Raw genomic sequence first — 25,144 nt, 5'->3', positions numbered from 1 at the left:
TATGATATCCTAAACGGTTCAGGATATCATACCTTGCTATATTTTACTTAGCTACATTAAAATCGAGGCTTGCTTTTTCGTCAGCAGAGTTACTGCCCAGCACTAATTTATATTTACCTGGATATATTTTCCATTGGTGGGTAATCATATCCCATTTTTGCAGATCCCGGACAGGTATTTTTAACGTAACCGATCCTTCACCATCTTTTGCCAGGCTGATACGCTTAAAGCTTTTTAATTCCTTAATCGGCATTCTTTCAAACTTAGGATATTCAACATAAGCCTGAACAACCTCATCGCCATTCATTTCACCGGTATTTTTTACATTAACTGTTACTGATAGCGTGTCTGCCTTTTTGTAGGAGTTTTTGGGTTTGTTACCCAAGGTATAAGCAAATGATGTATAGCTTAAACCAAACCCAAAGGGATACTGAACCGGGCCGTCGTAATACCTATAGGTACGACCTTTCATATTGTAATCCTGGTAATCTGGTAGATTGCTCATATCCTTATAAAATGTAAGCGGTAAATGACCCGAAGGGGAAACATCGCCAAACACCAGATCGGCCAGAGCGTTACCACCTTGTTCGCCAGGGTACCAGGCAAATATAACCGCATCAACATAAGGTTCAATAGCCGAAACGTCAATATCACTGCCTGCGGTAATCACGGCAATAATGGGCTTGGTTTTAACGCCTTTTCTCAACGCTTTTATAAATGCGATCTCACTGGCTGGCAAACTCAGATCTTTTTTGTCGCCACCACTGTTTGATAAAAACGCGTCGCCGGCTTCACCTTCTAATACCGGCGATAATCCGATCACAGCGATGGTGACATCAGCATTGCCGGCAGCCCAGGTACCGCCAAAATGAGTAGTATCTTTGTAATCACACCCCAGGTCATATTCAACCCTGGTTGATTTACTAACCGCGGCAGTGATTCCTTCTACAAAGTTTATAACCTTACTGCTTGTACCATGATAATTGGCTACCATAGCATCAAGAGATGCCGCGTTGGGGCCTACAACCATAATACTGGATACATTGGCTTTGCTCAATGGTAAAATATTCTTGTCGTTTTTAAGTAACACCATACTTTGCTGAGCTACTTTACGGGCAAGAGCTATATGCTGTGTATTATGAATACTATCTACACCATAACCATGATAAGGGTTGAGTGTCGGATCGTCATAAAAACCAAGTTTAAATTCTGTACCTAAAATAGGTCCTAATGCTACGTCCACATCTTTCTCGGTCAATAATTTTTGCTGAATGGCTTTTAAACCATCATTTTGTAAAATGGAAGAACAGTCTAAATTAACACCAGCTTTTAAGGCTGCTGCTGCAACCTCAACCGCTGTTGGTAAAGTTTTATGGGTCAAATAAACATCATCAAGCGCGCCGCAATCGGTAACTACATGTCCTTTAAATCCCCATTCCTTACGTAAAATATCGGTAAGTAATACTTTGTTGATAGAATTGGGTACACCGTTCACCCTGTTATAAGCGCTCATTACCGATTCCACTCCGGCACCTACCAGCTCGTGGAAGGCATATAAATAGGTTTCGCGCAGGTCTTTTTCATCTACCTTAGCATCAAAGCGATCGCGGTCTGCTTCCGGGCCGCTATGAACGGCGAAGTGTTTGGCGGTAGCAGAGGCTTTTAGGTAACGCGGATCATCCCCCTGTAAGCCCTTAACAAATGCCGAGCCCATGCGGCCGGTTAAAAACGGATCCTCTCCATAAGTTTCCTGACCACGACCCCAGCGCGGATCGCGGAAGATGTTGATATTGGGTGTCCAGAAGGTAAGCCCCATATATTGCAGATGCCTGTCCTGTGCTATAGCCAGGTTATATTTGGCACGTGCCTCTGTTGATATGGCGGTCGACACCTGTTTTAAAAGATCGTCATTGAACGTTGCGGACATGCCTATGGCCTGTGGAAATATAGTAGCTTCTCCGGCACGAGCCACACCATGCAGGGCTTCATTCCACCAGTTATAGGCTGGTATGCCCAAACGGGGTACTGCCTGGCTACGATAACCGAGAAGGGATATTTTTTCTTCCAGTGTAAGCCTGGATAACAGATCTTTTACTCTTACTTCAATCGATTGCGAAGCGTCTTTATAAAAAAGTTTTTGTTGTGCCTTGGTAGCAACACTAATGAATAATATAGCCATCATAGCGACTGACGATCTTGTGAGATTTTTTATGGTTGGAGCCATTTTTTTGTGATTACTTTTTGAGTTTAATATTAAGGTTAATTCCATATGTGTGAGTGGGAGGTAGGCTTGCTCCTTCAATACCTGCATATTTAATGTCGGACGAGAAACCCGATTCAGGGTCGATATTATCTGAATGTTTCATGATTGTCCAAAGATTGCGACCCACTAAAGATACGGTTATACCTTCAAAAGGAGAGCTTCTTAAAAGACCTTTTGAAAAAGTATATCCAAAAGTAACCTGCCGCAATTTAATAAAACTACCATCCAGAACATTTAGTGCGGATATATTTCGTGCCAAAGCCTGGTAATAATTTTCCGCAGGTACAGATACCGTATTCTTAGCCCCTGATAACGTTACACCATCGCCAACAACACCACCTTCACGACCAACAAGTGTTAGTTTGTTCAGTCCCCTGTAAATGCTGTTGTAGTTTGTGGCTGATAATATTTTGTTTCCATACCTGTAATCAATCAGGAAAGAAAGGTTTAGGTTTTTGTACGTGAAATTATTGTTAAAGCCACCATAAATTTTAGGCACTGCGCTTCCCATCGGCAGACGCGGCCCCGCTAAGGGTAGCCCATTGGCATCAAATATGATCTGTCCGCTTGCATTGCGCAGATAATCATTTGCCATGATCTGCGGCCCGGGTAAACCTTTAACTAATGCTGTGGTCGCATTCAGAGGCCGGTAAGTTCCAAAGCTGATATTTGACGATTGGGTAGTCCCATCGGTTTGGAGTATCTTATTTTGTACGTAGGTAAAATTAAAAGAAGGAGCCCAGGCAAAATTGATTGTTTTAAATGGGGTTCCGTTTAATTCAATTTCGATACCGTTATTTTGAGTTGAACCCGTACCAATAAACCGCGTTGCAAAGCCTGATGATATATCCAGATCACCCTTAATTATTTCATTTCTTGTTTTTCGGTGAAAAAAAGCAGCATCTAAACCTAAGCGGCCATTCAGAAATTTAAGATCGATACCAACTTCGGTTTCGGTTAAAGTATAAGGTTTTAAAAATAAATTAGGAAGGATACTGGAAAAACCAGCCGCAGGAACACCATTAACAGAATTGTTAATGGTATAATATTGGGATGTAATATAAGTATCGGAAGGTTCTCCGCTGGTTTGCGCGTATGAAACGCGAAGTTTGCCAAAATCAAGTGCAGGTAGGTGCGTAAGCTCTGAAAATATAAAACTTGCTGATATTGATGGTGTAAATATACCACGATGACCTGCAGGCAGGGTAGAGTAAGCATCAAACCTACCGGTATTATTAATAGTCAGGTATTTTTTGATCGAGAAATCGGCAGTATAATAGACCGAATGTGTTTCACTGCTCTTATAACTATAAGTACTGTTTTTTACAGTTAGGTTCTCATAACTATAAAAATAGGGAATAATGAAAGGCCCACCAAAAAGCTTGGTGAATTCATAACTGTTTTTACGCAAGCTCGCCCCTCCCGACATATCAAAATTAAGCAGATTTTTGACGATGTCGTGTTTCGCACCAATTAGTATATCAGTATTTAGCTCAGATCGTTGAGTTTCCGATTGTTCGTCAATATCACCGGCTCCCCCGGGACTAAAAGCAGTACCTGTAGGTATGATTGATAATCTTTTATCGTATAAAACATCATTACCTAGCCTTGCCTGTGCGTACAGCCAATTATTAAAATTGTATTTTGTTGCTATAGCAGCAATAAGTCGCTGACGACTGATATTGTTAACAAATTTATTTACAGCGAAATAAGGATTAGTTACAAAAGAGTCATTATTCCAATGTAGTTCCGAACCATCGGCATTTGTCCCCGGGGCCAGCGCGGCCTGATTTTCATTAGCGGCAAGGTATTCTATATTGTTGGCATTCATCGGCCCATCGCTTAAGTTTGGTTTAAGATTTGACGATTCCTGAATATAATTGGCCACAATATTAACGCTGAGTTTTGCAGTTACATTTTGGTTAGCAGTCAGATTTACAGTTTTACGAGATAAACCACTACTGCGAACAATAGAATTATTAGTAAGGTTTGACAGCGAAAGCCTGAATCCTCCATTTTCACCGCCTCCGCTAAATGCAATGGTATTTGTATTGGACGAACCGGTACGGTAAAACTTATTGATGTTGTCGTTTACAGCTGAGTATGGGTAATATTTACCATCAAACTGAATAGTTGGTTTACCATCAAGCTTTTCGCCCCATCCTAAATTACCTGTTGATATGGCACCATTAACATTTTGTGGTCGCAGGCCATTCTCGCCCTGTCCATAAACCGTTTGATAATCTAAGGTATTAACTGCCTTGTCTATTTGGTAATTACTGTTTATCTCGACTCCAAAACCGGCGTTTTTTTTACTGCTTTTTGTAGTGATCAAAATTACCCCATTAGCAGCTCTGGCCCCATATAATGCCGAAGCGGATTGCCCTTTTAAAACCGTCAAACTTTCCACATCATCCGGATTGATATTGCTAATGCCATCACCAAAATCAGCACCTCCCCATTCATTAGCAGTACCCCTTTGTGTATTATCAATAGGTATACCATTGATGATGAACAGGGGTGAGGCTGCGCCAAAACTGGTTACCCCTCTTAATAATATCCGTGCAGATGAACCCGGCCCACCATTTACACCACTGATACTTAAACCGGCAACCCGCCCTTCCAGCGAATAGGCAATATTGCTTTCTTTTGCTTTATCAAGCAGATCACCACTAATAGTGCTCACAGAATAACCAACCTTTTTTTCGTCTTTTTTTATACCAAGCGCGGTTACAACCACTTCATTAAGTACATTACTAACAGATAATTGTATAACACATGGGGCGGATCCTGATACCTTTATCTCTTTTGTCTGATAACCTACATAACTGACCCTTAAGATGGAATGTTCCGGAGCTTCAAATAAGAAAAAACCATCTGTTCCTGTTGGGGTGCCCGCAGTTGTGCCTTTTACAATAACCGTGGCACCAGGTAAAGGTTCGCCTTTTTCATTGGTTACATGACCGCTTATCTTAGTTACATTAATAATCTCAGTAGTAGGAGCTATAACAACGAGGTGATTGGCCAGTTCAGTGTAGGCAAAGCCAGAATTTAGTAAAATCTTATCCAATACTTTTATAACATCTTCACCCTGTACATCAATGGTTACCTTTTTCATTACCGGTACCTTACGTTCGCTATAAACAAAATGATAACTGCTCTGATGTTCAATTATTGATAAAACCTTCCTGAAGTCGGCAGATTGCAGATTGATGGTTACACGTGTTTGGGCATGGGAACTTAAGATCAGAAAATTAAAGAATATTATTAAAGTACAAGTTAATTTCATTTATCAATAAGGACTTTATAGTCAATATCTGCCTTTACACCGTCGTTGTGTTTTAAATTTACATAAATTTTAATAAGGAATATAGAGGTCTGCCGAACCTCTTACAGGTGGAGGTAATTATATAAAAAAAATGTAACAATTGTCCATTTTTCAGAAATTTGTTACATCTGGCTAAGCCATTTAAATATTAAGTAAACTTTAACTTCATAGGCAATCTAATAAATATAAATGGTTGAGTTTTTAATCTTATAATTAAAATCTTCGGTCATGCGTAATGCATCGAGGGCTTGGTTTATACTTTCCTTTTCAAATATACCGCTAAAGCGATATAGCTTTAATGCATCATTTTTGAATTTGATGTCTACACCATACCATCTTTCCATACGACCTGCCAGGGTAGAAAAATTCTCGTCCCGGAAAATGAATTTATTTTGTGTCCACGAAGTTTCAATGACAGTACTATCATCTTGCTGAAGTCGGGTAAATGTAGTAAGCACATACTGCATGCCTGAACTGGTTTCAGCCGGACTAAGTTTAGCCGCGTTTTGGCGTACGGTTTTAAATAAACCATTTTTTACAATAAGTTTTTCACTTGGCTTTAATATGATACGGTCAGAGGGTCTGTCATCAAGTGTAACTTCTATTGTACCTCTGATAAGCGTAGTCTCACTTTGAGGATCATTCGGGTAGGATTTTACGTTGAAAGCAGTACCCAATACCCTAATATTCATTTTTTCCGTATGGATAATAAACGGGTGTTTATGATCTTTATGCACATCAAAAAAAGCCTCACCACTTAAATAAACTTCGCGGGTTTTACCTGTAAATACAGCAGGATATTTAAGTATACTTTGTGAATTCAGGGTGATTCGTGTACCATCGGTAAGTACTATGGTTGATTTCTCCCGCTTTGCAGTGTTTTTATTTTGCCATATGTTTCGGGTAGCGGCAAGCGAATTGTCGTGTTGGGTAACAAATCTGGAATAAAAAAGCCAGGAACAACCGGCAAGTAAGATAAAGGCCGCAGCTGCACGCCAAACGTATAGATAAGATCTTTTTGAAACAGAAATTGCGGCAGGTTCCGGTTCCTGATCTTTGATCTTTGATTTTATTTTTTGAAATGCCAAGGCGTTATCTGCAAATTCGGTATCGTTACTATTCCAGTAAATGTTAAGGAACTCGAAATCGCGTCGATTTATCGCGTCGGAGTTTAAGCAATGCTGAAGCTCTTCGCTTTCTTCAGAGCTGATTTCATTGGTTAATTTTTTACTAACCAGCTCTATAAATCTATCATTGCCCATTTTTGATATTTCGTGCTTTTTATAGGTGGACAACTATTTTTGATAAAATACCTACAAGTTTATAAAAAATAGTTGCAAAATACCAATAACCACACTTAATGCCTTGAATATATTGCTTGTATGTACTTTAGGGTTGTTCAATTTATTATAATTATTTAGAACAACACTTAATTTTTTAACAGCCCTAAAAAGCTGTGTTTGTACGGTACGCGGTGATATATTTAAAATTTCGGCAACTTCTTTATATTTCATTCCATCCTCTTTGATCAGCCTGAACACAATACGGCATTGCTGAGGGAGGGCGGTAATGGCTTTATCCATTCTAAAGATCAATTCCTTATTCTCAATTTCCCTTTGGGGGTTGTAAGTATTTACAAATTCAACAGAGTTGGTTTCTTCTATCTGTACCAGGTGGATGCTGGAGTATTTTTTAATGTGATTTAGGGACTGGTTTTTTACGGCTACAAACAGGTAGGTCTCAGGGTTTAATATCTCGGTTAAGGTTTTTCGGTTTAACCAGCATTTAACAAACACGTCAGATACAATTTCTTCCGCTATCTCTCGCTGATTAACATAAAGGATACAAAATTTAGTAAGTGAATTATTTAACAAATGAAATAAAAGCTCAAAAGCTTTTTCATCATCATTGTTGCAAATGAGTTTCCACAAGTTCAGTGTATCAACTTTTCTGTCTTTCAAAACCTGGGAGTTTTTAATTAATCACCTAAATTTAAATCTTAATATCGGTGTAACAATAATAAAACATTAATTGCTAAAAAGGAAATTTTATTGGCAAAGTTTCAATATTTATTAAAAAAATTTAAAAAGTGTAAGCAATACACCTATTATTGTTGTCAATTATATTAAACTCCATTTAACATGAAAAAAATCTTTTCGTTTCTTGTTTTAAGCTTTTTTAGCGCATTTGTAATGGCGCAAAAACATAATGTTTCCAAACAGTACGTCGCTCCGGGTGATCCATTGGTTGACCAGAAGTTAACTGAATGGCAGGATCTTAAATTCGGGCTTTTTATGCACTGGGGAACTTATAGCCAGTGGGGCGTGGTTGAAAGTTGGAGTATTTGCCCCGAAGACGAGGGATGGACTCAACGTCGTGGCCCATATGGGGCTACATATAACGGTTATAAAACTGCTTATGAAAACCTGCAAACTACATTTAATCCGGTGAAGTTTAATCCCGAAAAATGGGTTCAGGCAGCAAAAGATGCCGGGATGAAATACGTGATATTTACAACAAAGCACCACGATGGTTTTTGTATGTTTGATACCAAAGAAACTGATTATAAAATTACCAGCGCAAAAACACCTTTTTCAACTAATCCGAGAAGCAATGTTACTAAGGAGGTATTTAATGCCTTCCGCAAGGAAAATTTCATGATAGGGGCCTATTTTTCAAAGCCCGACTGGCATACGGAGAATTATTGGTGGCCATATTTTCCGCCAAAGGATCGAAATGTGAACTATGATCCGAAAAAGCATCCCGAGCGTTGGCAAAAATTTAAAGACTTTACTTATAATCAGATCGGTGAGTTGATGACTGGATATGGAAAGGTAGACATTCTTTGGCTTGATGGAGGATGGGTTCGTCCTAAAAGCAGTATTGATACTACTGTTGAATGGCAAAAGGGAATTCAATATGATCAGGATATTGATATGCCTAAAATTGCCGCTATGGGCAGACAAAAACAACCAGGTCTTATCGTTGTCGACCGTACGGTATCCGGTCAATATGAAAACTATACAACACCGGAGCAGGAAGTACCTGAAGTACCGCTTGATCATCCCTGGGAAAGCTGTATCACCATGGGGAACTCCTGGAGCTATGTTCCTGGCGATCATTATAAATCGGTACAGCAAATTGTACAGTTATTGGTTAAAATAGTGTCGCGCGGTGGCAACTTATTGATGAACATTGGCCCCGGTCCTGATGGTGATTGGGATCCTGTTGCTTACGAACGCCTAAAAGGTATAAGTGCCTGGATAAAAATAAATGGAGAAGGTATTTATAACTCCAAATCGGTTACTCCATATTCAACGGGTAATATTTTTTACACCAAGGCAAAAAATGATAAAGCCATATATGCTTTTATGTTATCTGATCAGGAGAAAGTAACACTGCCTGCAACTGTTTCGATCATAGCCGGTAAGCCCCGGAAAGTAATTTTGTTAGGAAGCAAACAGAACCTGAAATGGAAACAACAAAATAATGAAGTAGTGATCAGCATCCCTGCTGGTTTACAACAAAACAGCGGTTTAAGTGAGGCCGCCTGTTTTAAACTGGAGTATTAAATAATAGGACAAAAAACCACATCAAATTACCAAACTAGTATACCTCTGCATACATCGCAGTGTTTAATTTTGAAACGATCATCCCCAATAATGGAAAAAGTTTATCTGGCAGTTAAATCTGTATCTCTTAAATTCTCAATAGTTATATTGTTCGTATCCTGTATTGTTTTTCAAAGCATTACAGCCAATGCTCAAAATAAGTATGAACTAAATGAAGGGTGGAAATGCGCCCCGGTAAATAATGTAAAAGAAGCCGGAACAGATGTTTCACACATAACCTATAATACAAACGCATGGCTGCCTGCGGTTGTGCCAGGCACGGTATTAACCAGTTTGGTAGCCGCCCATAAAATGCCCGACCCGTTTTACGGTATGAACAATGAGCAGATACCCGACATTTACAGAACCGGTCGTGATTATTATACTTACTGGTTTGTGAAAGATTTTAAGGAGGTGCAGGTTATAGGAAATAATCAGGTTTATCTGAATTTCAGAGGGGTAAATTACAGTTGTGATGTGTTTTTAAATGGTCATAAATTAAATGACAAGCCACATACCGGTATGTTTTTACGTCAGTCGTACAACATTACCAAATGGATGGCTAAAGATGGTAATAACAGGATCGCTGTTATTGTTTACCCTCCGGATGTTGTAGGTAACCCCAACGGAGGCCAGGGTGGCGATGGTACTATCGCCCGTAATGTTGGCATTCAATATACCGCTGGTTGGGATTGGATACAGCCTATAAAAGATCGCAATACCGGTATCTGGGATAAGGTAACTATTGAGAAAACAGGCGCAGTAAGCATTAAAGACCCGCACATTGTAACCCTGGTACCGGGTGTAAGGCAGCCAGGAGGCCCGCAGCAACCTACTATTATTCAGGTATCTGCAGATTTGCAAAACGCAAGTAATGTGTCTGTTAGTGGTGAACTAAAATATACTTTGGATGGCAACATCGTTTCAAAAAAAGTTACGCTCAAAGCCAATTCGACACAAACAATACAATTAAATGATTACTCATTAAGAAATCCCAAGCTCTGGTGGCCCAACGGATACGGTGCACAGCATCTTTATCCAATGAATCTACAGTTTGTAACTGTTGGCAACAAAGTATCAGACCAGGACGAAATAAAAGTAGGGGTAAGGCAGATCACTACAGAGTGGAACGCACGTACCGAGAGCAGGCAGATCAATATCAACGGCCAGAAAATATTTATTAAAGGCGGTAACTGGATAGTATCTGATGAGATGTTACGCTTTTCGGATGCCCGTTATGATGCTGAGGTGCGCTTTCACCGGGATATGAACCTGAACTTGATCAGGGTTTGGGGTGGTGCGTTGATTGAACGCCCTGAATTTTATGAAGCCTGTGACAGATATGGTATGCTGGTTTTTCAGGATATGTGGGGATCAGGAGATTGTAATGGCCGCTGGACGGATCCGATGAAACTGGATGATCAATGGACTCGCAGAAAATACCCCGATGATCATGATTTATATCTTAAATCAATTGAAGATCAGGTAAAGCTGGTACGTAATTACCCTTCACTGGCTATCTGGTGTGGTGGTAATGAGATCACTCCGCCGGAGGATATGCTGATATCTTTGCGCGATAGTATCATGCCTAAATTGGATAACACCCGTTGGTTTATCCCTTATTCCAATTCCGAGGAAATGTCACGTAATGTACTGGGTGGGAATGGCGACGGACCTTACGGCATACAACCTTTATCAACTTTTTGGGCACATAAAACCTATCCTTTTAATTCCGAGGTTGGATCTGTGGGTGTAAGTGATTATGAATCACTCAAAAGATTTATCCCGGCTAAAAATATGGTATTACCTGAGTATGATGAAGCTACAGGTAAAACTAAAACCGATTCTGTTTGGGATTATCATAAATATATTGGCTATGATGGCTTTATTGATAAGTACGGCAAAGCAAAAGATGTAGAGGATTTTGCAACCAAAGCCCAATTGGTCAATTACGATCAATACCGTGGTCTAATGGAGGGTTTTAGTTCACATATGTGGGAGTGGTACACCGGTACCATAATCTGGAAAACCCAAAATCCATGGACAGCCATGCGCGGGCAGATGTACGATTATTATCTGGACCCCAATGCTTGCCTGTATGGCTTACACAAAGGCAGCGAGCCCCTGCACATTATGTATGACCCTACTGATGGTATGGTGATGGTAGCTAACAATACTTTCAAAAGCCACACCAATATGATGCTGGTAGCCAAAGCCTATGATATGGATGGCAAAGAAAAGATGCTTACCCAGGTATTCTCAGATGTGACATCAACCACGGTTAAACGTTATTTATCGCTAAAAGGAGAAATGAATAAATTAGCTAAAGATAAAGGGGCCTTTCTTTGCCTGCAGTTATTAGATAAAGATAAGAAAGTCCTGAGCGAAAACATTTACTGGATACCTGATGGGAACGGTAATTATTCTGGATTACAAAGTATGTCCAAAGGAAACCTAAGTGCTTCGGCTAAATATTTAAGTACTGATAAAGTAGAAGTAACCTTAACTAATACAGGCAATGGGCCACTTGCGTTTTTTAACAGGCTGTCATTAACTGATGCGGATACCAAACAACGGGTATTACCTGCTTTTTACAGCGATAATTATATTACCGTTTTACCAGGCGAAGAAAAGAAAGTAATCATTGATTATAAAAATAGCGCAAAAAGAAATCTCACTGTAACTATAGGCGGATGGAATGTAGTTGAACGAACAATATCTATCAGCAAATAATAAAAAGAAAAAAATGAAGACCATTTCAAAATATTTGTTGGCGGCTGCGTTAATGCTTACTTGTACTGCTGCTGTGAATGCACAGGAAACAGCCGCCCGGTTTCCATTGATACCTTACCCAACGCAATTGGTAGCCGGTAAAGGCTCATTTATTATCAGTGGCAAAACCAGTATTCTAGCTGCAAAACCATTTACTGATGAGGCTAATCAACTTGATCAGTTATTATTAAAAGGTTTAGGCAGAAAGTTGCCTATAACCCAAAGTGATAAACCGGGTGCTATTAAATTGATTTACGATGCTTCATTAACAGCTCCCGAAGCCTATAAGTTAACCATCAATAAACAGCAGGTGATCATTGCTGCTAAAGACCCGGCCGGTATATTTCATGGGATTGAAACTATTCGTCAATTGTTACCAGTTTCTGTCGAAAAAAGCAGAGTAAGTAAAACTTTAGTATTACCTGCTGTAACTATTCAGGATCAACCGGCCTATGCTTGGCGCGGAATGCACCTGGATGTTTCCCGGCATTTCTTTTCTGTAGCTTATCTGAAAAAATTTATCGACAGGATGGCGCTTTACAAAATGAATAAACTTCACTTGCACTTGACTGATGATCAGGGTTGGCGCATCGAGATCAAAAAATACCCGAAGCTAACCGAAGAAGGTGCCTGGCGTACTTTTAATAACCAGGATTCGGCTTGTATCAAAAAAGCTAAGGATAATCCTGACTTTGTCATTGACAAAGAACATATTGTTCAACGTGAGGGTAAAACCATGTATGGTGGTTTTTACACTCAACAGGAAATGAAGGGTATAGTGGCCTATGCTGCTGTCCGGCATATCGACATCATCCCCGAAATTGATATGCCCGGTCATATGATGGCCGCTATTAATTCCTATCCTTTTTTAACCTGTAATGGCGAAAATTCATGGGGTAAATTGTTTACCAAACCTATTTGCCCTGGATTAGAGTCGACTTATGAATTTGCTCAAAATGTGTTCAGCGAGATCATGGATATTTTCCCGTCGCAATACATCCATATTGGTGGCGACGAAGTTGATCGCACCGATTGGGGTAAATCTGCTGATTGTAAAGCTTTAATGGAACGTGAGGGGATCAAAGATCTGCCTGCTTTGCAAAGCTACTTTATCAACCGCATGGAGAAATTCTTTAACTCCAAGGGGCGTAAGCTGATCGGCTGGGATGAGATTATCGAAGGTGGTATCAGTCCAACAGCTATCATTATGTATTGGCGCACCTGGGTGCCCGATGCTCCGGTAAAAGCAGTAAAAAACGGTAACACCGTGATCATGACACCAGGAGAGCCCTTATATTTTGATAATCAGCCTGATCAGTATTCGATTGATAAGGTATACCATTTTAACCCTATCCCTAAGGTTTTAAATGCCGGGGAAGCCAAATCTATCATCGGAGCACAAGCTAATATCTGGACAGAAATGATACCCTCAGAAAAAAGGGCAGATTATATGTATATGCCGCGCCTCACTGCCCTTGCCGAAATGCTCTGGACAAATCAACCTGGTAAATATGATTCTTATCTGAAACGCCTGGTGAAACAGTATAGCCGTATGGATGCTATGAATATTAATTATCGCTTACCCGACCTTCCCGGACTATTAAACAATTATGTATTTACCGATGAGGGGAGCTTAAGCATCAACAAACCATTACCTTCCTTGATTATCCGTTACACAACTGATGGGTCTTTGCCCGACACAAAATCAAGGGAATTGCCATCTGCATTAAGTATAACAAATAACGAATTGGTTCGGGTTGCGGCCTTTACTGCAAATGGTACACGCGGAGATGTTTATAATTTAAACTACACCAAGCAATATATGCTTGGCCCGGTAAAAGTCAGGAGCACAAAACCCGGTTTAGATTGCAAATATTACAAGGCTTACTTCAAACAAACATCCCTGATGAAAAAAGCCAGGGTTGATAGCACTTTTACAACTACTGCCATCGAGGTGCCCTCAACGGTAAAGGCTCCATCATTTGGCATCGCTTATAAAGGATACATAGATATACTTGCCGATGGTATTTATAGTTTTTATTTAACCGCCGATGATGGTGCCGTATTAAAAATTGGCCCAACGATGGTGGTTGATAACGACGGTAATCACTCGGCACAAGAAAGAAGCGGACAGATAGCCTTAAAAATGGGTTTGCACCCATTCGCGCTTGATTTTATTGAAGGTGGCGGTGGTTTTACCCTTAAACTCCAGTATAGTGTAAATGGTTCGGCCCGGCAGGATATTCCTGCTGAATGGTTTAAAAATTAAATATCAGCAATGAAAAAGATTATTCTGTTTGTATTACTATTTATTGTTAGCGTTCGTAGCTTTAGTCAGGCCCCACCTAAACCGTTTGGGCCCTTACCAACGCAGGGGCAACTCAACTGGCAGGAAATGGGGATGTATTGTATCATTCACTATGGTTTGGATACTTATACCAACAAGGAGTGGGGGTATGGTGACGAAGACCCTAAATTGCTTAATCCATCTCAGTTTAGTGCCATGCAGATAGTTGCTGCGGCCAAAGCAGGCGGATTTAAAGGTGTTGTGGTGGTAGCAAAACACCATGATGGTTTTTGCCTTTGGCCAACCAAAACAACAGAACACAATATTTCACAAAGCCCATACAAAAATGGAAAAGGTGACATACTGCAAGAATATCGTGAGGCCTGTGATAAATTGGGCATGAAATTAGGTGTTTATTGTTCGCCTTGGGACAGGAATAACCCCAACTACGGTACACCAGAATATTTAAAAATATACCAGGAACAACTGCGGGAACTATACACACATTATGGCCCACTGTTCATTTCCTGGCATGACGGCGCCAATGGTGGCGATGGCTATTATGGCGGCAAACGCGAGATCCGCAAGATCGACCGCTCAACTTATTACGATTGGAAAAACACCTGGGGCATCACCCGTAAATTACAACCCAATGCTGTGATATTCGGCGATGTGGGCCCCGATGTACGTTGGGTAGGCAACGAAGAAGGGCATGCCGGTGAAACCTGTTGGGCTACTTATACACCTCATGCTCCGGACGAAGGCAAAGAACCTGGAAATGGATATGTTAAAGACTATGAAGGTACAGAAGGCACCCGCGACGGTAAATACTGGATGCCCGCTGAATGCGATGTATCATTAAGACCCGGATGGTTTTACCACAAAACACAGGATGGAGGAGTAAAATCACCTTATACTTTACTTGATCTCTATTACAAAAGCGTTGGCCGCGATGCCGCGCTTGATCTTGGTTTGTCTCCTGATCAGCGGGGAATTGTTAATGAGATAGATGTAAAATCACTCACTGAATTTGGTCAGTTACTAAAGCAAACCTTTGCCGTAAACCTGGCAAAAGGAGCAACGTTTACTGCCAGCAACGTACGCGGTGGGAATAAGATTAAATACGGCCCGCAGTTTTTGTTGGATAATGATCGCTATAGCTATTGGGCTACAGATGATAAAGTAACAACACCTCAACTAATTATTGATCTGCATACTCCTAAAACATTTAATGTGATCAGGTTACGTGAAAATATCAAATTAGGACAACGCATCGATTCGCTCGCTGTTGACGCATATACCAATGGCAAATGGCAGCAAATAGCTTCGGCGACCAGTATCGGAGGTAATCGTCTTATCCGCCTAACTCAAAACATTACAACAACTAAACTAAGGTTACGCATTACCGGCTCACAGGCCGCCATAGCTTTAAGCGATTTTGGTATTTATAAAGAGCCTGTTCATTTAACTGCTCCAAAGATCAGCCGTAATAAAAGCGGCGAGATAAGCATTACTACCGAAGCGCCTGTAAATTCTATTCACTATACCTTAAACGGCCAGGAGCCAACTTTAAAGTCACCATTATATAAAGGTTCTTTTACTGCTACTGATGATGCAGTGATAAAAGCACGTAGCTTTGAAGGAAAAGATCAGCAAAGTGAAACGGCTTTTGTTTCATTAGGATATGCTAAAACCGCCTGGAAGGTGATCGATGCAAGTAATAACAACCATGCCGAAAATGCTATTGACGAAAATAGCCATTCTCTTTACAGTACTTTAAAGCAGGAAAGTGCATCTTTTCCGCAACAGATCAGCATTGATCTGGGTAGCGTTAAAGAAATTAAGGCCTTTGGGTATCTGCCACGCCAGGATAAGCAGTTTGAGGGAATTGTTGATAGCTATGTATTTTACACCAGTAATGATGGCAAGGAGTGGCAAAAAGTGGCTGCGGGCGAATTTTCTAATATTAAAGCAAGTTTGATAGAACAGCCGGTTATTTTAAAACAGCCGGTTAAAGCCAGGTATTTTAAATTTGAGGCAGCGCACGTAATTTCGGGAAATGGTATTACAATTGCCGAATTAAGCGTTTATTAATAAACAATTAAGTATTGGGTTTATGTTTGTATCTAATTATAAACCATAATACTATTTCTATACAATCATTCAATGAAAAAACAAATCTGTTTGGCCGGGTTGCTGGCATTGTTTAGTTCAAGTGCTTTTAGCCAGGTGCATAAAACCACTATGGCAAATAAACCAGGTAGTTTAACCCAATATGTCGACCCATATATTGGTACAGGATTTCATGGGCATGTTTTTGTCGGTGCCAGCGTACCTTTTGGTGCGGTACAGTTAGGGCCAACCAATATTTCTGAAGGCTGGGACTGGTGCTCGGGCTATCATATATCAGATTCAACCATTATCGGCTTTCAGCATACACATTTGAGCGGTACCGGTATAGGCGATCTGGGCGATATTTCCTTTATGCCAACTACAGGGCCTATCAAAGTAACTAAGGGCAGTATAAAAGATTTGCAGAGCGGTTACACCTCGCTGTTTAGTCATCAGGATGAAGTGGTAAAACCCGGTTATTATAAAGTTAAGCTAAAACGTTACAGTATAGGCGTAGAGCTTACTGCAAGCACCAGGGTTGGTATGCATAAATATACCTTCCCGGCTGCAAAAGATGCTCATATCGTGATCGACTTGAAAGAAGGTATCGGTTGGGACAGGCCAATGGAAACTTATATTAAACAAGTTAACAAAAACACCATTGTTGGCTATCGTTTTTCAAAAGGATGGGCGGTTGATCAGCGCATTTACTTTACTGCTGTATTCTCCAAACCAATCAAAACCTTCACGGTATATGACAGTACTTCAAGTGCAGCTGGTATAGAACTAAAAGGAACTAAAGTAAAAGGAGTGGTCAGCTTCAGCACCACCAAAGGCGAGGTTGTTTATGCAAAAGTAGGTATATCGCCGGTAAGCACCGAAAACGCGATGCTAAACATCAAAACCGAAATACCAGGTTGGGATTTTAATAAAGTGGTTGTCGACGCAGATAAAGCCTGGAATAGCCAGCTTCAGAAGATCACCATTAAAGCAGATTCTTTATCGCAGCTTAAAAAATTCTATACTGCTTTTTATCATACCATGATAGCTCCATCAATATTTAATGATGTGAACGGCGAATACTGGGGAACAGATAAAAAAGTGCATAAAAATCAGGGATTCAATAATGTAACCACATTCTCTTTATGGGATACTTACCGGGCAAATAACCCATTGTCGACCATTATCCACCCGGAGCATACCAATGATATGATCAACTCTATGCTGGCTATTTATCAGCAGCAGGGTAGTTTACCCGTATGGCATTTAATGGCCAACGAAACCAATTGTATGGTGGGTTATAGTGCCGTACCTGTTGTGGCTGATGCTTTGCTAAAGGGGTACAATGGCTTTGACGCTAATTTAGCTTACGAGGCCATGAAGACCACCGCCATGCAGGATGCCCGTGGTATTAAATTTGTAAAAAGCCTCGGTTATATCCCAGCTGATAGTACTGCAGAATCCGTGTCTATGGGTATGGAATATGCTATTGACGATTGGTGCATAGCACAGGTTGCTAAAAAATTAGGCAAACAGGCTGATTACGACTACTTCAGCAAACGTGGTCAATATTATAAAAACTATTATGATCCAAAAGCCGGATTTATGCGTGGTCGTTTATCAGAAAACTCATGGCGCACACCATATAGTCCGTTTATTTCCATCCATGAGCATGGTGATTTCACCGAAGGCAATGGTTGGCAATATACTTTCCTGGTACCACAAGACGTAGAAGGATTGATCAGTTTATTGGGCGGCGAGGCAAAGTTCAATATTAAACTCGACTCATTATTTATCGCGAAAGGTGATATGGGCAAGTTTAAATCGCCTGATGTGTCTGGTCTGATCGGTCAGTACGCGCATGGTAATGAGCCAAGCCATCCGATGAGTTATTTTTATGATTACTCTGGTCAGCCCTGGAAAACTGCCGAAAAAGTAAGGTATATCCTGGATGATTTTTATACCGATAAACCAGATGGTATTATTGGTAACGAGGATGTTGGTCAGATGTCGGCATGGTATGTGTTATCGGCGCTTGGTTTTTACTCTGCCAATCCTGCAAACGGACTGTATGTTTTCGGTAGCCCGGTTATCAATGAGGCTACATTGAAATTACAGGGGAATAAAACCTTCCATATCGTGGTGAAAAACAACGGCCCGCAAAATAAGTATATTAATGCGATGCTGTTAAATGGCAAGGTTTACAACAAAACCTATTTTGCGCACAAAGACATCATGAATGGCGGCGAACTGATAATTACCATGGGTAATAAGCCTGGAACGGTTTGGGGTGTGGGTGATGCGAACAAAGCAGTATCGGTGTTGAAATAGCAGTCCATTTAGAATTTAAAAAATGTCATTGCGAGGAGGAACGACGAAGCAATCTCCTCACTTAATTATAAACAAACGAGGAGATTGCCACGCTATCGCTCGCAATGACATATCTTAAATTATACTATTTCTTCGGTTGGTGCAACTGATTAAAAAAAATACTCAAACCATATTTAGCCGATTTCCATTTCTGATCAAGATCTGCAGGGGCAGGACCGGGGCTTTGAGCAAAGTTACCGGTGATAATATCCAGGTCTCCATCGCCATCAACATCCGCAGCTTCAAGTGTTAAGGTTTTTATGGGTACTTCGCTCTTTTGCGTGTATGATTTAAAGGTGAATTTATTCTGATCCGTATTCTCCAGGTACACAAATGATTCATCAACAAGTTTCCCAAACTCTGGGAAGAATGCCGTCGCGGCAAAATCAATATCGCCATCTTTATCAAAATCCTCGGCTAATACTTTGGTAACGCCATATATCGGGTAAAAGAATTTCTCCTGAAACACGCCGCTTCCCTGATTGATGTTAAGACGAATGCCGTGATAGGCTTTCAGTATATTGGAGTAATCGGCATTATCGCCATGTACGGTAACAATATCGGTAAGGCCATCGTGGTTATAATCAACCAAAACCATATCGGTTGTACCGTAATTAGGCGGAAATTGTAAAACTCTTTTGGCTTTAAATTTTAATTTATCCTTTTGGTAAAAGATCCAAACACTTTCATCCCCTTGCGAAAACAGGGCAACAATATCTTTTTTACCATCGCCATCCATATCCTTGATATAACATTTAATAGCTCCGGCCAGGGGCATTAATATATCTTCGGTATATTTTCCTGATTTGTCTTTTTTGAACAATGAAAGCGTGCCGATCTTATTGCCGAAATTACAAACTACTATTTCGGGCACCCCATCATTATCCAGATCTTCAATTTCAGCATGAACGGGTCGATGTAAGGACGTAATTAGGGTTGAGTTTATACTATCCTTCAATTGTGAATAAGATCCAGTGCTGAGCTCCGTAGGGTATAATTTGCCTATCTCTGTAAAATAGGTATCGCCCTTATAAAAGTTAAAATCAACTACCGGACTATTGCTGTTGATAATCCGGGTCACGCCCTTACCATATTGCCAGTTATATACCTTTTTATAAAAATCGCCTATCCATAAGGTGTTGGTTGAAGTGTTATACTCCAATCCTGTGATCATTGAAGATGTCTTTTCTGATATTTGAATATCCTGACGTTCGAACTGTTTTAAGGGACTGTTTCGTGTCAGCCTTTTTTCATCCAATGATATACTATCGGGAGCATTAATGAGTATATAGTTCACGATCTTACCATATTCTTTATTAGTCAATATAGGTTCATCGGGGATGATATGATTTTTTTTTACAACCTCCCGTTCCTCGTCACTTAATCCTCTTAATGGGTCATAGTTTGGATAGATAATTCCCATGCGGCTGGCCATAATAGGCAGTACGTGGTTTTGCCAAATCTCCTTAGTTAAACTGGCCGGATCGGGAGCCATATGGCAGTTGGTACAATATCTCTCAAAAAGCATTTTGCCATCATCATTAGGTGGCAGATCTCTTTTAGTAGTAAAGGAATTGAGGCAAATAAGAGCAGTTAAAACAAAAAGTCCGATTAAAATAAACGCTCTTATATTCATATGAATTAATTTTGCCGGGTAATTTTTGCAGCTTTTATTTTCTCAATAACCTTGGCTGCAACCAGCCGGCCTTGTTTGTTACCAAAAACTATAGCATCCTTAAAATGAATGCCCCCATAAAACCGGGATATTGAGGCTTCTTCGGCGGCTTCATAGAAAGATTTAAAGCTACGTGGGCCAACACCATAGGGGACTTCAGAATCATCTGTATAAGCAAATTTATCACCTAACAGATAAGTTAAAATTCCTGCCGATGCGTTGGAAAGCACCGCGTGACCACTTGGGTATTCGGGGAAAGGTGGGGTTTGCAAATAGGGTGTCCAGGTGATGTCGATATACTTGTTGATATATGTTTCTGGCCGGATTCCATTGCTGCGGTATTTCTCGTCCCAGCAGCTAATAAAGGCATCCATAAGGGTCACCGCCTCAAGCGTAAGTACAGTTACTGAACGATCAAAGCTTAGACCAGCTTTTTTTGTCACAATACCAGCGATATTCATCCAATGTCCCCCCGGACTGATCTTCTTAAACCCGATCATCATATGGCCAGAAGTGGTTACGGCGAAAGGATTACAATCCCAGAAATTAGCAATAGCAACCTGCTCCAATGGGGGATTTTTGGAAACCTTGTAAACATCATAAGCTTGCTTATAAAATTCACTTGTGCTATCGGTACTAAAGGGTGTTGGCCGTACCGGTACAAACTCGTTGGATGAGTCAATCAACATAGGCCTGATGGTTTTCCAGTTGGGTTCAACGGCTTCCATATAAGTAGGAGGAGTAGGGTACCAGTTTTTGCCGCCTTTGATAGGGGTGTATCTCAGCCTGCCACTTAATTTATTATAATTATCACCTTTGGAGTATTTGATCACTTTGGCGGTCATTTCTGCAGCTGCAGCTATGGATAGTTTGATGATATCATCATCTATTTTATTGTCTTTTAATAATTTAATGTATTTGTCCTCATTATCCTGAAGCATAAAGCCTGAAGGGAGCATTTGCTTGCCGGTTTCGAGCATGCAGTATATGGCTGCTATCTGGTAATTGTACTTGCCTTTTTCAATGCTGAGCTGATTATCATCTTTATAGGTTTTTACAAAATCAGCAAGTGGGACAATCTCTTTGTTATTTAAAGCAGTTAGGTTATAGGCACCCAGCATTACGTAATTATAATAACGGGCGGCTGCAGGTGGGTTCACCACATCATGTATCATTACTGCTGATATGGCCTTGATGGTATTATCCAGTTGTAAATAATCGGGCAAAGATTTTTTATTCTTTTGTGCATAGCCTAAAGTTGAACTGCACAGTAGCAGCAAAAAAATAGATATATTCTTGATCATTAGTTTTCTTTATAAAATTGTAATGGTTGACCAGATACACCTATCAATATGTATTTTGAACCACCTATTTGGGTTGCTACCGCTGATTTTACATCCCCTGTAACCGATATTCCTGATGATAACTGTGTTTGATATTTGAAACCACCTTTGCCGTCGCCGGTTAACAGGCAGCCATAACTGGCATCAAAACTCCCCAGTTTTAGGCGGTTATCGGAATGATTTCCTAACAATAGGAGATCGGTTTTGCCATCATGATTAAAGTCAGTAGCAATTATTTGAGTTACCATAGAAAATTGCGCCTCCATAGGTAGCGATATTTTAACGAATTTGCCATTCCTGTTCAAAAAGCAACTGGTTTGTACCTCATCGGCAGTGAGTTTAGTGGCTTTAACCAGATCATCCGGACTAAAAATATCCTTCATAGTAGCATCACAGTAAGCTTTATATGAGCTGAACTTTTTACGCATTTGGTATATCTGCTCATTTAATTCATCGCGGCTCACAAATGGATAGCTTACTCCCTGAATATAAAAGTTAAAGAATGGGTCGATAGAGCCGTTGCCATCAAAATCGGCATAATACATCTCGGCAGGTTCTGTAGGTGATGTATGTATTTGCGTGTTAGTCCCCAGGTTACCGGCTATAATATCCGGTTTGCCATCACCATCTATATCGGTAACTGTCAAAGTATTCCAAAAGCCGTTTTCCTGCTGATCAAAGTATTTGGCAGTTTCATCCACAAAACCCTTAGGTGTATTGGTATAAACCATAATAGGCATAAACTCACCGCAAATGATGAGGTCTTTACGGCCATCACCATTTAAGTCAACCCACTGAGCGTCTTTTACCATGCCGCAGGCAGCAAAAGGTACATCTGTGATGGTAAAGCGTCCATCACCAGCATTGGTTAAGAGGTAGCTTTTAGGTGTTACCGGGTATTGGCCCGGGATAATATTCGCACCCACAAAAAGATCAACCTTGCCATCGTTATTATAATCACATGGGCGTATGCATGATTTACTATTGGCATTAAGCTGGGGAAGGGAAGTGGTTGACAAAGTAAAATTGCCTTTGCCATCATTAAGGTATAGTTTATCTTGCAGATCTGGTGTGTTGGGTTCTAATAAGGAGTAGCCGCCTTTTGCCACATAAAGGTCTGGAAAACCATCGCCATTGGCATCAAAAAACACAGCCGCTGAAGTGTTTTCATGATTCAGATCTGATACCTCGGTAGCCGTAAATGTACCACCTGGTTTTTGTATATATATTTTGCCTGGTGTATTCTGATCGCCACCAATGAAAAGATCTTCAAGTCCGTCTTTATTTACATCGCCTTTGGCGATAACCGGACCTGTTTTAGAACTCATAAAAAGCATGAGCAACTGGCGCTTGAAGTCGTTTATGGTAGTTTCGGTATGTTTATAATCAATAATTGGCTTGGTTACACTTAACAGCGTTTTATTATTTTTAATAGCTGGTTTGTAGCTGGCTAAACCCACTTTATAAACAATATTTAAGCGTTGATCAGCCTTTAGGTCGGTTAATAATTGTGTTGTTTGGTCGGGCCATATTACCCTGATGGAGTCAACTTTGTTTTGATCGCCCAGACCAAAGTTTAAAACGGTCGATACGCATGATAAATAGCCTCTGTTGGGATTAACTTCCTGGTATTGGGTTTGTTTATCATTGTAAACGTAAACTTTGGCACCTATGGCGTTTACATTAGGGCCGTTTTGTTTTAAGCTGACGGCTACATAATTCTTTTTAGAAGTTTCCATAGTCATATTCTGATAGATGGAGGCTTCGCTGTTGATATTATTAGTAATAAGGTCGAGGTCGCCGTCATTATCCAGATCAGCATAAACCGCCCCGCTTGATATGCCCGGTTTATTGATACCCCAATCCTGTTTTTTCTCGGTGAAGGTAAGATCGTGATTGTTTTGGAAAATATAGTTTGACAGGGTGGTAGATGGCATGGCTTTCACCAGGTCCATTAACAGGTAAGGTTCACGATCCATAGCTTTTTTAAGCTTATAATCGCCCCAGTATCGTAAAAAATCCTTGTTGGTATAATCCCTAAAGTATCCGTTGGAGATGAAAATATCCTTATAACCATCGTTGTCAAAATCGGCCATCAAGGGACACCAGCTCCAATCGGTATTGGAAATACCTGCCAGTTGACCAATTTCACTGAAAGTTCCATCACCATTGTTAAGCTGTAGCATGTTACGCATGTATTGCTTATACAGATCCTGCTGTAGCATCAACTCGAACGATTCATAGTTTTCTTGAAGCTGCAAAAGTTTTTGTCTGCGATTATCCGGTGGCAGCATATCCAGGGTCATGATATCGGGAAGACCGTCATTATTTATGTCGGCAATATCGACACCCATAGAAAATTGAGATAAGTGTCTTAAACTTTGTTTGCTTTTATCAGTAAAAGTTCCGTCCCCATTATTGATATACATGTAATCGGGTTCGTTATAATCATTAGTTACGTAAATATCCTGAAAGCCATCCTTATTGATATCGGCAATGGCAACACCCAGGCCAAAAGTGAGCGGGTTTTGTATGATGCCAGCTTTTTTTGAAACATCTACGAAGTGTCCTCCTTGATTTTCAAAAAGCTTATTGCTCGCCAATTCATCCGTTTCCTTTTTGTTTTGGGCAAACTCAAGGTTGCTTATTTTTTTTACATTGTGGTTAAGCAGGAACATATCCAGCTTGCCATCATTATTATAATCAAAAAACACAGCTTGAGTACTATATCCTGGATCATCCAGGCCATATTCCTTCGCTTGTTCAACAAACTTATTATTACCCTTATTGATGAATAATTGGTTGCGGCGTTTACTGTTGTCGCCGAGACCTGAATAGCATATATAAATATCCAGCAGACCATCACCATTCACGTCGGCCATGGTAACACCGGTTTTCCAATCACCTGTACGTCCGGCCATTCCCGCGCCGGCTTCTTTGGTAATATCTTTAAATTTTAAATTGCCGAGGTTAAGGTAAAGTTTATCCGGGCCAAGATTGCTGGTGAAAAAGATATCCTCCAACCCATCATTATTAATGTCACCAACCGCTACCCCGCCGCCATTATATAAATACTCGTAGGATAAAACATTCAGGTGCTCGTCCTCAACCAGGTTATTTCTAAACGTAATGTTTGTTTGCTCAGGGGGTAATAGTTTAAAAAGTGGCTGCTGGGCTTTAAGTACGGTGACGTTATAACACAAAAGGAGTATAATGCCCCATGGCTTATACAACATCCTATTCAAGAGGAAAGTAAAAGGGAAGGAACAATACATTAATGAGTGGATTTTATTGGTGTATGGTAATTATAAAAATAAGCATTTGATATGCAATTGCAGCCAATATGAATACCCCTTTTTTGTGTAAAAATTAAAAAACAAGAC

Annotated in this window: 12 protein-coding genes; 5 read left to right on the top strand and 7 right to left on the bottom strand. The window is 40.3% G+C overall.

Translation table 11 applies throughout. From position 1 onward, the window contains the following. Positions 1 to 43: 43 nt before the first annotated feature. From BLR84_RS11030 to BLR84_RS11015, 4 genes are all read right to left on the bottom strand, one after another. Entirely contained in the window at positions 44 to 2,224 is a 2,181-nt protein-coding gene (locus BLR84_RS11030; RefSeq protein ID WP_255366916.1) for a glycoside hydrolase family 3 protein, read from the bottom strand. Between the two features lie 10 nt (positions 2,225 to 2,234). Next, the gene (locus BLR84_RS11025) at positions 2,235 to 5,552 is read right to left on the bottom strand and encodes a SusC/RagA family TonB-linked outer membrane protein (RefSeq protein WP_218128301.1); all 3,318 of its coding nucleotides are present in this window, start codon (positions 5,550 to 5,552) and stop codon (positions 2,235 to 2,237) included. A 215-nt stretch (positions 5,553 to 5,767) separates the two neighbouring features. Next, positions 5,768 to 6,853: a FecR family protein gene (locus BLR84_RS11020; RefSeq protein ID WP_143013883.1), complete on the bottom strand. Its 1,086-nt coding sequence runs from the start codon at positions 6,851 to 6,853 to the stop codon at positions 5,768 to 5,770. 51 nt (positions 6,854 to 6,904) lie between these two features. After that, a complete protein-coding gene (locus BLR84_RS11015) occupies positions 6,905 to 7,552 on the bottom strand; it encodes an RNA polymerase sigma-70 factor (protein WP_176852029.1) in 648 nt (215 codons plus the stop codon). Positions 7,553 to 7,732: 180 nt separating this feature from the next. On the opposite strand from BLR84_RS11015, the gene BLR84_RS11010 reads away from it, so the two are divergent. The 5 genes from BLR84_RS11010 to BLR84_RS10990 all read left to right on the top strand — a co-directional run bounded on the left by BLR84_RS11010 (position 7,733) and on the right by BLR84_RS10990 (position 18,704). After that, complete coding sequence (locus BLR84_RS11010; protein ID WP_090467895.1) at positions 7,733 to 9,163, top strand: alpha-L-fucosidase; 1,431 nt, start codon at positions 7,733 to 7,735, stop codon at positions 9,161 to 9,163. 90 nt (positions 9,164 to 9,253) lie between these two features. Continuing rightward, positions 9,254 to 11,935, top strand: a complete 2,682-nt coding sequence (locus BLR84_RS11005) for a glycoside hydrolase family 2 protein (RefSeq protein ID WP_090467893.1) — start codon at positions 9,254 to 9,256, stop codon at positions 11,933 to 11,935. Between the two features lie 13 nt (positions 11,936 to 11,948). Then, positions 11,949 to 14,243: a family 20 glycosylhydrolase gene (locus tag BLR84_RS11000; RefSeq protein ID WP_255366915.1), complete on the top strand. Its 2,295-nt coding sequence runs from the start codon at positions 11,949 to 11,951 to the stop codon at positions 14,241 to 14,243. A 9-nt stretch (positions 14,244 to 14,252) separates the two neighbouring features. Further along, positions 14,253 to 16,355, top strand: a complete 2,103-nt coding sequence (locus BLR84_RS10995) for an alpha-L-fucosidase (RefSeq protein WP_090467889.1) — start codon at positions 14,253 to 14,255, stop codon at positions 16,353 to 16,355. Between the two features lie 72 nt (positions 16,356 to 16,427). Further along, positions 16,428 to 18,704: a GH92 family glycosyl hydrolase gene (locus tag BLR84_RS10990; protein ID WP_090467887.1), complete on the top strand. Its 2,277-nt coding sequence runs from the start codon at positions 16,428 to 16,430 to the stop codon at positions 18,702 to 18,704. 124 nt (positions 18,705 to 18,828) lie between these two features. Here the strand turns inward: BLR84_RS10990 and BLR84_RS10985 are convergent, their stop codons facing one another. Genes BLR84_RS10985 through BLR84_RS10975 form a run of 3 tightly spaced genes read right to left on the bottom strand, consistent with a single transcriptional unit; the run spans position 18,829 to position 24,997 of the window. Next, positions 18,829 to 20,379 (bottom strand): FG-GAP repeat domain-containing protein, encoded by a 1,551-nt coding sequence (locus BLR84_RS10985; RefSeq protein ID WP_090467885.1) that lies wholly within the window; start codon positions 20,377 to 20,379, stop codon positions 18,829 to 18,831. A gap of 5 nt (positions 20,380 to 20,384) precedes the next feature. Then, on the bottom strand, positions 20,385 to 21,722 hold the full coding sequence (locus BLR84_RS10980) for a vanadium-dependent haloperoxidase (protein ID WP_090467883.1): 1,338 nt from the start codon (positions 21,720 to 21,722) through the stop codon (positions 20,385 to 20,387). Beyond that, a complete protein-coding gene (locus tag BLR84_RS10975; protein ID WP_176852028.1) occupies positions 21,722 to 24,997 on the bottom strand; it encodes a VCBS repeat-containing protein in 3,276 nt (1,091 codons plus the stop codon). The genes BLR84_RS10980 and BLR84_RS10975 overlap by 1 nt, the downstream gene beginning before the upstream one ends. Between the last annotated feature and the right edge of the window lie 147 nt (positions 24,998 to 25,144).

Origin of the sequence: Mucilaginibacter sp. OK268, from assembly GCF_900103125.1 — a bacterium.
In the GTDB taxonomy this organism is placed as follows: Bacteria; Bacteroidota; Bacteroidia; order Sphingobacteriales; family Sphingobacteriaceae; genus Mucilaginibacter.
This window is presented reverse-complemented; position numbering and strand designations above follow the sequence as displayed.